Consider the following 12226-nt stretch of genomic DNA (forward strand, 5'->3'; position numbering starts at 1 on the left):
GTGCGCAGAGGGTGTGTCGGGGTGCGTGCAGAGGGTGCGCCGGAGGGTGCGTGCGGAGGGTGCGTGCGGAGGTTACTTCACGGATTCGGAGGCGGTCTCCCCCTGCCGGGAATGCGTCCTGCGGAACTCCTTCAATCGCTGATTCCAGCTCTCGGCTCCCGACTGCCAGAGGTCGGTAGGTTCGCCGAAAAGCAGGTCCAGCAGATAGCGCGGGCGCTTTCCGCCCACGCTCAGGCTCATGATGCAGGAGGCACAATACACCACCACCTCTTCGCAAGGCATCTCGTCGGCCCGCGCCTTCATCAGCGTTTCAACCTTTTCGATCGGCAGATGGCCGTAAAGTTTCTGGCCGCAACATTTGCCGTGCACCCCGCTCCTGGCCGGCTCGACCAGCGTGATGTTCATGCGCTCCAGCAGTTTGCGGACCACGGCCAGATACTCCGGCTGGGTGCGGGCCGCACAGGTATCCTGGATGCTCATGGGCGCTCCCTGATAGTCGGGGAACGGAAAATCATCCGATTCGGCGATGAGCCCGAGGACGAAGACGACTTCGACTCCGGCATATTTGGCCGCATACTGCTGTGCGCAGGTGGCACAAGGGGTGAAGATGCGGGTCTTTTCCGGCAAATCGGGCCGGGTGAGGCAACAAGGCATCCATGTTTCCATGGCTCCCTGGCGGGTTTCCACATAGCGTTTCAGCTTGTCGGCCAGTTGGGGCTTGTAGGCAAGAAGCGCACAGCCCGGAACAAACAGGTCTTTTACAGGATTCATCATGCTCGCATTATAACAAAATTCTTGCGTAATACCAAACGGTCGGCCGGCTGATGCTGTCGGCCGACCGACCGGTCAGGGGTGTCGCCGGACAAAGCGTCCGATGCCGATTTGCGCGCCGGGGCAAATTGCCGGAGGCTTCGCACGGCTGCGGATTTCAAGGCCCCCCTCCTCTATTTGCTGCTGTATTTCAGGTAGGGAGCCGTCACGGAATCCTTGCTTGCCAGCATCTCCGCAGGAGTCCCTTCAAAGATGATCCGTCCGCCCTCGTCCCCTCCGCCGGGTCCGACTTCGATCACATAATCCGCGGCCTTGAGGACCTCCAGATTGTGCTCGATCAGAAACAGGGAGTTACCCTGGTCGACGAGTTCGTCGAAAAGGGCAATGATATGCTGCACGTCCTGCAAATGGAGTCCGTCGGTCGGTTCATCCAGGACCAGAATCTGCCCTGCACGCCCCAAATGGGACGCCAGTTTCATCCGCTGGAGCTCACCTCCCGACAAGGTGGACAGCGCCTGGTTCAGATGGAGGTAGAACAGGCCTACATCCGAAAGAGGTTTCAACTTCTGCTCGATCACCGTGCCCTTGAAACGCGCCATCGCCTGACGGACCGTCAGGTCCATGGTCTCCGCAATGTTCAGACCGTCCAGCCTGTATTGCAGCGCCTCCCCCGAATAGCGGAGTCCGCCGCAAGATTCGCAAACGGTCTCGATGGAGTCCATGAAAGCCATTTCCGACACGATAACCCCCTTCCCGTGGCAGACCGGGCAGGCCCCTTCGCCATTAAAGGAGAACAGACCCACACCCCGTCCGCTCAATCGGGCGAACATCTTGCGGATGTCATCCGCCACACCCAGATAGGTTGCAGGCGTGGAGCGCAGGTTTGCCCCGATGCTCTTCTGGCTGATCAACGTAACATGCTCGCCGACCTGATCATGAAAAGCCTGCATGAGGGAGCTCTTGCCCGATCCGGCGACTCCGGCGATCACCGTAAACAGACCTCCGGGCAACGAAACATCGATATTCTTGAGGTTGTGGAGCGAAAGATTCTTCAGTTCCATCCACTGCGTAGCCTTGCGGGGCGCGGATTTCACGCCCTTGTGTTCGCGCAGCAACCGCCCTGTAAGGGTGTCGCCGTCGATCAATTGCCGGTACGAACCCTCGAAGAGGATCTCTCCGCCCAAGGCTCCCGCACCGGGTCCCATGTCAATGATATGGTCGGCGATCTCCATCATTTCCTTGTGGTGTTCCACCATAAGGACCGTATTCCCGCGGTCGCGCAACTCCAGGATGGCATTGCTCAGCCGGTGGATGTCATGGCTGTGGAGGCCCACACTGGGTTCATCCAGCACGTACAACATGTCGGAAAGGGACGAATTGTTGTATTTCGCGATCTTGCATCGCTGCGCCTCGCCGCCGGAAAGGGTTCCCATCGGACGGTCCAACGTCAGGTAGTCAAGCCCGATATGGATCAGGGCCCTGATGCGACTCCCGAGCGCCGCCTTCATGTCGACGGCAATCGGATTGTCGATGGCCTCCAGCCAGGACAACACCTCGGAAAGAGACATCCGGGTTATGTCGGCGATGTTCTTACCCAAAATTTTGCAGGAGAGGATTTTCGGGTTCAGCCGTTTCCCCTGGCACTCCGGGCACACCCCCTGGATCACGATCGGCTCGAGTTTTTTCCAATGCACCTTGGCGTCATCGCGCTTCAACATGCGGTTCATGCGATACATCAGTCCCTCGTATTTGCCGTTCTTGTAGTAATCCGCCGGAGGGTTCTTCAAGGTCATCGGCTCCTGATAGAGGAAGAGATGGAGCTCTTCGGGCGTGAAATCCCGGATTTTCTTGTTGGGGTCATACAGTCCGCAGGTGCCGTAATACAGCCAGCGCCACTGTCCCGGCTCATAGGCCACATAGTTGATGACACCCGGATCGTTCAGACACTTGTCGAAGTCGACCAGCTTGTGCACGTCGATCTCGGTGATCTCGCCGAGCCCGTCGCAGCGGGTGCAGCGCCCCTGCGGATGGTTGAAGGAAAAGGAGTCCGAAAAGCCGACGAACGGTTCGCCCACACGCGAAAACAGCAGGCGCAGCAGGCTGTAAATATCGGTATAGGTCGCGACCGTGGAGCGCGTCTGTCCCGACGGTTTTTGCTGGTCGATTACGATGGCAGGCGGGAGATTCTCGATCCGCCCGACTGTGGGTCTGCCGTATTTCGGCAGGTAACGCTGCGCGAAACTCGGAAACGTATCGTTCAACTCTCGACGCGACTGCGCTGCGATCGTATCGAGGACCAGGGAGCTCTTGCCCGAACCCGAAACCCCCGTGACAACCGTAATCTGATGCTTGGGGATGTCTACGGACACCCGTTTCAGGTTGTTTTGCGTGGCGTCAATTACGCGAATCTGATTTCTTTTCATAGGGCCTGCTGTCTAAAAGGTCTGAAATGGATAACAAGGAAAACGGGGTCAGAGGACCTCAAGGATCTCGTCCCGCTCTTTGCGGATGAAATGGCGCGGAGAGGGTCCTCCGTTATCGGCCGGATAGCCGATGGGGAACATTGCGATCAGCTCGCAGTCCGCCATCGACGGGTAAATCGATTGAAGCAGGGGCGCATCAAAATAGCCCACCCACGTCGTCGCCAACCCCAGATCGGCGATCTGCAACATGATGTGAGTGGCTACGATGGCGGCATCGGTCTCCGCAAAATCATGCTTGTCAAAAGAGCGCACCCATCCCTCGCTCGGCTTGTATCCCACGACAAGGAACGTACCCGCCCCGAATGTGAATCGGGTTGCACGGGCTATATCGCTCTTCGCCTTCTCGGTCTTCATCCAGAAAATCTTGAAGGGCTGTTTGTTGATGGCAGTCGGGGCCGCATTGCCCGCAGCTATGATCTGCTCGATCAAGTCGTCCTCAACCGGTCGGTCGGAAAATTGCCGGCAGGAGTAGCGCTCTTTGGCTAACTGTTCGAATTTCATATGCCTCATTTTCAATATCAAGATGTAAAACTTCCACTTTTTGCCTCCAGCAAATCGATCACCGCGTGGGGATCAATCTCGACGGTCAGTCCGATCCGGCCCCCGGAGAGATAGATGGTCTCCGAAATCAAAGCGGCCTCATCGACATAGATGGGCAGCTTGGTCTTCAGGCCGAAAGGCGAGCATCCGCCATGCACGTAGCCGGTCAACTCTTCGAAGAGTTCGGGCCGGAGCATCGCCAGATTCTTGACGCCCACAACCCGGGCAGCCTTCTTCATGTCGATTCGATGTGCCGCCGGAAGGCAAAATACGTAGTAGCCTCCATGGTGGTCCGTGGTTACCAGCGTCTTTACCAGACGCTCGACGGAGAAGCCCATGTAATTGGCCACGTCGATCGCTGCAACCGGCCCATTCACGGCAGGGTATTCATGAACTTTATAATCGATCCCAAGGCGGTTCAATTCCACCAAGGCAGCTGTTTCTCTCATCATTTTCTCATATACTGATAAAGAATTACGTGGTGATCGGATTGTCATTCCAATCCGACCACCATCATAATTCCCGGTTTCAAGTCCGGTAACGTCCGCTTGTTAGAAGTCGATCTTCTCGCCTTCATACAGGGCCACGTACAGTTTTTCAATATCCTCGACGGAAGTGGTGCGGGGATTGAACGACGTACATACATCTTTGAATGCATTCTCGGCCATGCGGTGAACCTCCTTCATCCAAGCCTCCTTCTCGATACCGTATTCACGGATGGACGCCGGAACGTTGATCTCCTTCTTCAGGTTCTCGACAGCTGCAATGAACTCGCAGGTCGTATTCAGACCGATCAGCTTGGCGAGATCCTCGAAGCGATTGGTTACCTTGGAGTTGTAACGCATCACGTTGGGGAGAGCCAGCGCATTGGCGCGACCGTGGGGAATACCGAATACACCGCCCATCTGATGAGCCATCGAGTGTACGATACCCAGCCAGGCGTTGGTGAACGCATAACCGGCCAAAGCCGAGGCATCGTGCATGTTCTGACGAACCTGACCGTCTTCAGGATTCTCAATAGCCTTCTTCAGGTTGCTGAAAATCAGCTGAATGCTACCCTTCGCAAATGCGTCGGCGTAGTTGTCGTCCACGTTCGAGGTGTAGGCCTCGATGGCGTGCGTCAGGGCATCCATACCGGTGTTAGCCGTGATGTCCGCCGGCATCGACTTGCAGAGGTCGCCGTCCACGATAGCCAGGTCCGGCTGCAGCTCGTGGGAAGCCAGAGGATATTTGACACCCTTCTCACGGTCGGTGATAACCGCCAGCGAGGTGGTCTCGGTACCGGTACCGCTGGTCGAAGGAATGGCTGCGAAACGCGCCTTCTTCCTCAGATCCGGAATACCGAAAGGAGTGATCATCTGCTCGAACGACAGGTCCGGATGTTCGTAGAGAACCCACATGGCCTTTGCCGCATCGATCGACGAAGTTCCTCCCAGACCGATGATCCAGTCAGGACCGAATTCCGTCATGAAGGCTGCACCCTTTTTCACCGTCTCCAGAGAGGGATCCGCCTCAACACCATCGAACACTTTGCACTCAATCCCCATCTCTGCCAGCATTGCCTGAGCGCGCTGAAGACTGCCATTGCGGGTGGTCGAACCCTTACCCGTTACGATAACCGCTTTCTTGCCGTCGATCGTTTTCAGTTCTTCCAAAGAACCGTTGCCATGAAACAAGGCTCCTGAGCCATACAATTTTGCCATAATGTTTGTAAATTTAAAAGTCAAAAGGTTTATTCCTTAACCACGATGCAAAAGTACGGGCTTTCAGGCGGATATTCGTTATCCAAAATCCACCATTATTTATACATCCGTATCAGGGGTCCTGTTTCGCAATTTATTTTTCAATTGAACCGGCGTCATGCCGAATTTCTGCTCGATGTATTTGTTGAGCGCAGCATGGGACGAGAAGCCGAAATCGACCGATATTTCCTTGATGCTCATATGTCCGACCGCCAAGGCCTTCTTCAGCTCCAGATTCAGCTTTTCGTGGATTACGCCCAGAGGGGTCAGGCCGCAAAAATACCGGCAGACCTCGGTCAACCGTTTGACGGACACTCGCAAATCGTTTGCATACCAGTTCACGGTTCTGTTCGTCTTGTAGTCGCGGTCGACCTTTTCCCGAAAACCTATATATAAAGAGGTGTCTTCGTTATCCTTGGAGACCAAAGCCATTCCGGGTGATTCGTGGATGATTTTCATAATCAGAATCTTGATGTAGAGCTTTATCTGCATCATGTTGACCGGATCGAGATCCTTGTACAGCTCACAGATCGAGCGCCAAATGCCCATCATGTCGCGGAAGACCTCCTTCTTGCCTTCCAGAGCGACATAATTGACGCGTTTCTGCAAATCGATATTATAGTCCTTCAGATCGTTGTGCAGGATTTCGGAACAGAAGACCGTCTCATCGAACATGATGCAATACGCCTTCGCATCGGAGGAGACCTTCAGGTCGTGCAACTGGTGCGGGAAGATCAGCGAAACGGACTGCGGCTCCATCTCGTGCTGTTCGAAATCGATCCTCTGGTCGATGGTCCCCCGGTCCAGCAGCATCAGCAGGAAAAAATCACGCCGATACAATCCGTGGTGATTCGGGGGAAAATCCGACTCTTTCATGTAAAAATTAACACAGGGAGTCCCTTGTGTAAATGTATCCAAATGTTGTTCATTAACCGTCATAAATCTCCAAAAGCTGGTCGTGTAAAATAACGTGCCGCACATCAGGTTCCGCATAGGTTTCGGTCGGGGAAGCGGCCGGCGACAGGAAACAGGGGAATATCGGCCCCGACGAGCGTAAAATTACAACAATTTAAAGCGTCCTCCAAACTTTAGGACCCGTTGTTGCACGAAAGAGCCACGCAATTGTCGGAAATCTCTTTTTTATTTTAAAAAAAGTCGGGCTCATTGAATATATTTGGCCACATCCGGGAATTTTCATATATTTGTTTTGGCAAACAGATTGGAATAAGATCTATTCCCTATAAAAAAACGAAACATGAAAAAAATTCTTTTAACGGCGCTCGTTGCACTCTTCGCAGTGACGGCAGCATCGGCGCAGGACAGAGGTAACTGGGCAATCGGCCCGCGCATGAACATCTACACCAATACGGGTGATGCCGTGGTGGGTCTGGGCGTATTCGGACGTTACAGCTTCACGGACAACTGGCGTATCGAACCCTCGCTGACGGCCCTGCTGCACAGCGGATGCTCGATCGACCTGAGCGTCGACGCGCAGTATGTCTTCCACCTGAGCGAAGGCTGGAGCGTGTATCCGGCAGTGGGCTTTACGGCCAACGAGATCGGCGACTGGGCCGCAGGTATGAACATCGGCGGCGGTTTCGACTTCGAGGTTGCCCGCAACTGGGACCTTTCGGCCGGACTGAAGTGGCAACCCATGTTCGATGACTGGCGCAAGAACCCCGTAGTCATCAGCATCGGCGCAGCATACAAGTTCTAACCACAGAGGCTTGAAAACAGCGACCGGGTCCGATTCACTTCGGGCCCGGTCGTTTTTTGATGTCGGATTTCCGGAGCAGGCGGCCTGCCTCCGTCCCGCCCGGGACAGTGCCGTGCGGCAGGGAGCACCATGCACCCGGGGTCGATTCATTTCGGGCCCGGTCGTTTTTTGATGTCGGGTTTCCGGAGCAGGCAGCCCGCCTCCGCCCCGCCCGGGACAGTGCCATGCGGCAGGGAGCGCCATTCACCCGGGTCCGATTCGCCCCTCGGCCCGGAGCTGATTTCGCTAAAAAGCAGTTCGGCCCGGCCAGGACATAGCTACCCTACGCCCCGTTCGGACCGAACAAAACCAAACAAAATCGAACAGAAGTAGCCCGCAGGAGGAGCGAACCTACCGTTCGTTCACACGGATCATATCGAATATCCGATACCCGATCGGAGCATAACTGCGCCATGCGGCACGCTTGACGCGATACACCCAAGGCTTTCCTCCGACGTAGAGCGTCACCTCGGGCAAAGCCCGCTCATCGAAGAAGCCGCAGAGCTTCGACCCGTCGGCATCGAACGTATACCGGTGCTTCCACTGTTTCTTCTCCGGCTCGAGGTAAAGTTTCGACACCGGGCCCGACAGTACCGTCACATCCGCAGCGAAACGAACCGAATCGGCCGGAACGGCCTGCGCCATACGGCACGTGAAATTGATCGTGGCACGCCCGCCGCGATGCTCCTTGTAGGTGATGTCGAACGTCAGGTCGCCCATCTCGCGATTCTCGAAAAGCGTCACGGGAAAGGTGTGGTAGATCACCCCGTCGGTCTCGGCCTTCGACACGTAATGGTTGCGGATGTTCTGCGCCGGGAGCATCGGGGCTCCGGCGATGCAGAGAACAGCTGCCAGCAGGAGACGCTTAGTCGCCGTAGACAATGATCGTGTAGATCGTATAGACGCCGACATAGGACTTGGCCTGGTAGTCTACGTGGTGGATGCGCGTGATACCGGCTTCGCGGGCCGCAGCCTGGATACTTGCATCGCCCAGGGCGACGACTCCGACATAGCCCTTGGCCTCGGCCGTGCCGACCTTGCTCGACCCGGCGTTGCCCGTCACGGCCAGCCCGTCCTTCACATCGGTATAGATGCCTCCAACGAGGGGCGATTTGACGCATCCGCCCAGCATCATCGCGGCGAATGCAAAAGCGAAAAGTTTTTTCATACTATCTATCTAGTTTTATAGGCACAGCGGTATTTCCCCTTCGCGAGGTTCAGCAGCTTGCTCTTGAGCAACTGACGGCGCAGGGGCGCAATGCGGTCGGTGAAGACCACTCCTTCGATGTGGTCGTATTCGTGCTGGATGACCCACGCCTTGAGTCCCGTAAACTCCTCGTCGTGCTCGACGAAGTCGGTGTCCATGTAGCGCATGCGGATCGCCAGCGAGCGGGGCACGTCGGCATGGATTCCGGGAAACGAGAGGCAGCCCTCGTTGTAGGTCTTCTTCTCCTCGGAGTAGGCGTAAATCTCGGGATTGACGAAGGCCCGCTTGTAGTCGGCACACGACGGGTCCTCCTCGGCCCACGGGGTGCAGTCGACGATGAACAGCCGGATATCCTTGCCGATCTGCGGCGCGGCCAGACCGACGCCTTCGGCCTCCTCGAGCGTGAGGAACATGTCCTCGGCGAGTTTTTTCACATCGGGGTAATCGGGCGCAATCGGCTCGCATTTGCGGCGCAGCACCTCGTCCCCATAAATCACAATCGGGTATATCATAAACTAAACTTTTTTCGTTCCGTCTCCCGTCCCAACGGACTGAATTCGGAGGTTTCGCTCCGCGGCACACGCACGGGCCGCGTCAAACAACGCCCGTTCGGGGAGCACCGCCGAAGCGTGCGATTCAGCCGTTATCACGTGAAATAAATTCCATGTAGGACTGAAGGATAATCGTGGCGGAAATCTTATCCACCAACGCCTTATTGCGACGGGCCATCCGGCCGATACCGCTTTCGAGCATCGTGCGGTGGGCCATCACCGAAGTGAAGCGCTCGTCGTGGAAAACCACCTCCTTATCGGGCCACGCCCGCCGCAGGCGGCCGGCCAGCGGCTCGATGAACCTCCACGTCTCCGAAGGCGTGCCGTCCATGCGCGAGGGCTTTCCCACAACTATGGTACTAACGTCCTCCCGGGCGAAATATTTTGCCAGCCAGGCCTCCAGCTCCTTCGTCTCGACCGTCTCCAGCCCTCCGGCGATCAGGCGCAGGGGATCGCTCACGGCGATTCCCGTGCGCCGGGTCCCGTAGTCTATGGCAAGAATGCGTCCCAAATCAGAGATGCAGCGTCCGGAACAACTTGCGGTAGGAGCACTCCTCGTCGACGAGCGCCGGCAACGACTCGATCTTGACGCGCTCCTGCTCCATCGTATCGCGGTGACGGACCGTCACGGTTCCGTCCTCCAGCGTCTGACCGTCGACCGTCACGCAGAACGGCGTGCCGATGGCATCCTGACGGCGGTAGCGTTTGCCCACGGAGTCTTTCTCGTCGTAGACGACATTGTAATCGTATTTCAGCAGGTCGACGATCTTCTGAGCCACTTCGGGCATGCCGTCCTTCTTCACCAGCGGCAGCACGGCCACCTTGACCGGAGCCAGTGCGGGCGGGAATTTCAGCACGACACGCGAATCGCCGCCGTCGAGCGTCTGCTCGGTATAGGCCGCCGACATCACCTGCAGGAACATGCGGTCCACGCCGATCGACGTCTCGACCACATAGGGCACATAGCTCTCGCCCGTCTCCGGATCGAAGTACTGCAACTTCTTGCCCGACAGCTTCTGGTGGCTGCCCAGGTCGAAGTCCGTGCGCGAGTGGATGCCCTCGACCTCCTTGAACCCGAACGGGAAGTTGTATTCGATGTCCGTCGCGGCATTGGCGTAGTGGGCCAGTTTGTCGTGGTCATGGAAGCGGTAGTTGTCGTCGCCGAAGCCCAGCGCACGGTGCCAGGCCATGCGGGTGTTCCTCCACTCGTTCCACCACTTCATTTCGGTCCCGGGGCGCACGAAGAACTGCATCTCCATCTGCTCGAACTCGCGCATGCGGAAGATGAACTGACGGGCCACGATCTCGTTGCGGAAGGCCTTGCCGATCTGCGCAATGCCGAACGGGATTTTCATGCGGCCGGTTTTCTGGACGTTCAGGAAGTTGACGAAGATACCCTGCGCCGTCTCGGGACGCAGGTAGATGGTGCTGGCTCCCTCGGCCGTAGAACCCATCTGGGTCGAAAACATCAGGTTGAACTGCCGCACCTCGGTCCAGTTGCGCGTACCGGAGATCGGGCAGGCGATCTCGCAGTCGACAATGATCTGGCGCAACTCCGCCAAATCGTTGGCGTTCAGCGCATCGGCAAAACGCTTGTGCACCTCGTCGCGTTTGGCCGCGGTCTCCGCCACGCGCGGCGACGTCTCGCGGTATTTGGCCTCGTCGAAATCGGCGCCGAAGCGCTTGCGGGCCTTCTCGACCTCTTTTTCGATCTTTTCATCCTGTTTGGCCATCCAGTCCTCGATCAGCACATCGGCGCGGTAACGCTTCTTCGAATCCTTATTGTCGATCAGCGGGTCGTTGAAGGCCGACACATGGCCCGAGGCCTCCCACGTCTTGGGATGCATGAAGATCGCGGCGTCGATGCCGACGATGTTCTCGTGCAGTTTGACCATCGAATCCCACCAATATCGCTTGATGTTGTTCTTCAACTCCACGCCGTTCTGGCCGTAGTCGTACACGGCTCCCAGACCGTCGTAGATCTCGCTCGAAGGAAACACGAATCCGTACTCCTTGCAATGCGCTACCAGCTTTTTGAAAAGTTCTTCCTGAGTCATCGTATTCTCTGTTGTTAACTGATTTTCCAACTCACAAAAATACAAAATAAATGACAACAAGGATCCCCGACAGGGATTTTATTTTGCGAGAGAGGCGACATACAACCGGAAAAAACGCATCGGCGTTTTCGTGCGGGAGAAAACCGGATCTCTTCACGGAACGACACCGGACAAAAAAGCGGTCGGGAGGTTGCCATTCCCGAACCGAACTTTTCGGGGGGGGGGCTTTTCGGGGAGGACTTTTCGGAGAGACTTTTCGGGAGGGGGACTTGTTTGAAAAATGTCACGGAGGGGAAAGGCCTCGCGAAAATCACCGGGAACAGGCTCTTCCTGCGACACGATCAGCGCCCGAAAAACGAACGGCGGACCTTGTCGGACCGCCGTTTATCTTACTTGCCTGCCGGGAAGCTCAGCGCCCTATCAGCCCTTCGCGCAGGAACGAGAAATCGCCGTCGCGGGCGATGATGATGTGGTCCAGCAGCCGAATATTGAACAGGGCCGCGGCGCGCGCCACGCGCTCGGTCAGCACCTTGTCCTGCCCGCTGGCCTCGGGCGTCCCCGAAGGGTGGTTGTGCACCAGAATCAGCTGTGTAGCCAGCAGTTCCAGCGCCCGTTTGACAATCAGCCGGTGGTCGACGACCGTGGCGGTCACCCCGCCCTGGCTGATGCGGCAACGTTCGATAATCCGGTTCGACGAGGTGAGATAGACTGCCCAGCACTCCTCGTAGGAAAGGCGTTCCAGCTGCGGCCGGAACAGACGCACCACATCGTCGCCCGTATTGATGAAATCGCTCCCCGAATCCCCGGAAGCGGCTGCCCGGCGTCCGAATTCCGCAGCGGCCAACAGCAGCCGCGCCCGTTTCAGTCCCAGCCCCCCGACCATGCGCAGGCGGGCTTCGGGCTGGTCGCCGATACGCGCCAGCGACCCGCCACAGGCCGAAAGCACCGCCTCGGCCAACTGCTCGTCGTCGGTCAGCAGGGCCAGCAACTCCCGGTCGCTCAAGGCTTCCACACCCCGGGGCGCCATCTTATCGAGGATATTCTTCATAAAAGTGAGGTGACTCTCTACGAATTTATTCCGTTTTCATTCCGACAGCCGGAGCGGTCGAAACTGTCGAA

The 12226-nt window shown here is 57.0% G+C and carries 13 protein-coding genes; 1 reads left to right on the forward strand and 12 read right to left on the reverse strand.

The annotated features are described in order from the left end of the window. Nucleotides 1-72: 72 nt before the first annotated feature. The 6 genes from QZ460_RS07365 to QZ460_RS07390 all read right to left on the reverse strand — a co-directional run bounded on the left by QZ460_RS07365 (nt 73) and on the right by QZ460_RS07390 (nt 6412). Nucleotides 73-771 (reverse strand): heterodisulfide reductase-related iron-sulfur binding cluster, encoded by a 699-nt coding sequence (locus QZ460_RS07365; RefSeq protein ID WP_290540933.1) that lies wholly within the window; start codon nt 769-771, stop codon nt 73-75. 173 nt (nt 772-944) lie between these two features. Next, nucleotides 945-3194 (reverse strand): excinuclease ABC subunit UvrA, encoded by a 2250-nt coding sequence (locus tag QZ460_RS07370; RefSeq protein WP_290540934.1) that lies wholly within the window; start codon nt 3192-3194, stop codon nt 945-947. A gap of 48 nt (nt 3195-3242) precedes the next feature. Next, nucleotides 3243-3755: a nitroreductase family protein gene (locus QZ460_RS07375; protein WP_290540935.1), complete on the reverse strand. Its 513-nt coding sequence runs from the start codon at nt 3753-3755 to the stop codon at nt 3243-3245. A gap of 17 nt (nt 3756-3772) precedes the next feature. Then, a complete protein-coding gene (locus tag QZ460_RS07380) occupies nt 3773-4171 on the reverse strand; it encodes a YbaK/EbsC family protein (RefSeq protein ID WP_290540936.1) in 399 nt (132 codons plus the stop codon). 174 nt (nt 4172-4345) lie between these two features. Further along, nucleotides 4346-5497, reverse strand: coding sequence for an iron-containing alcohol dehydrogenase (locus QZ460_RS07385; RefSeq protein WP_290540937.1), 1152 nt, complete (start codon nt 5495-5497; stop codon nt 4346-4348). Nucleotides 5498-5596: 99 nt separating this feature from the next. Next, nucleotides 5597-6412 (reverse strand): AraC family transcriptional regulator, encoded by an 816-nt coding sequence (locus QZ460_RS07390; protein ID WP_290540938.1) that lies wholly within the window; start codon nt 6410-6412, stop codon nt 5597-5599. Between the two features lie 379 nt (nt 6413-6791). On the opposite strand from QZ460_RS07390, the gene QZ460_RS07395 reads away from it, so the two are divergent. Then, a complete protein-coding gene (locus tag QZ460_RS07395) occupies nt 6792-7253 on the forward strand; it encodes a porin family protein (RefSeq protein WP_290540939.1) in 462 nt (153 codons plus the stop codon). A gap of 390 nt (nt 7254-7643) precedes the next feature. Here QZ460_RS07395 and QZ460_RS07400 read toward each other — a convergent pair whose 3' ends face one another. The 6 genes from QZ460_RS07400 to radC form a co-directional block, all read right to left on the reverse strand. Further along, nucleotides 7644-8174, reverse strand: a complete 531-nt coding sequence (locus QZ460_RS07400) for a hypothetical protein (protein ID WP_290540940.1) — start codon at nt 8172-8174, stop codon at nt 7644-7646. Further along, entirely contained in the window at nt 8158-8460 is a 303-nt protein-coding gene (locus QZ460_RS07405; RefSeq protein WP_290540941.1) for a TRL-like family protein, read from the reverse strand. Before QZ460_RS07405 ends, QZ460_RS07400 begins: the two co-directional genes overlap by 17 nt. A gap of 5 nt (nt 8461-8465) precedes the next feature. After that, complete coding sequence (gene def / locus QZ460_RS07410; RefSeq protein WP_290540942.1) at nt 8466-9011, reverse strand: peptide deformylase; 546 nt, start codon at nt 9009-9011, stop codon at nt 8466-8468. Nucleotides 9012-9135: 124 nt separating this feature from the next. Continuing rightward, nucleotides 9136-9561, reverse strand: a complete 426-nt coding sequence (gene ruvX, locus QZ460_RS07415; RefSeq protein WP_290540943.1) for a Holliday junction resolvase RuvX — start codon at nt 9559-9561, stop codon at nt 9136-9138. A 1-nt stretch (nt 9562) separates the two neighbouring features. Continuing rightward, complete coding sequence (locus tag QZ460_RS07420) at nt 9563-11107, reverse strand: glycine--tRNA ligase (RefSeq protein WP_290540944.1); 1545 nt, start codon at nt 11105-11107, stop codon at nt 9563-9565. 409 nt (nt 11108-11516) lie between these two features. Beyond that, on the reverse strand, nt 11517-12155 hold the full coding sequence (gene radC, locus QZ460_RS07425; RefSeq protein WP_290540945.1) for a RadC family protein: 639 nt from the start codon (nt 12153-12155) through the stop codon (nt 11517-11519). Nucleotides 12156-12226: the final 71 nt, after the last annotated feature.

Source organism: Alistipes sp., assembly GCF_020026455.1.
Classification (GTDB): domain Bacteria; phylum Bacteroidota; class Bacteroidia; order Bacteroidales; family Rikenellaceae; genus Alistipes.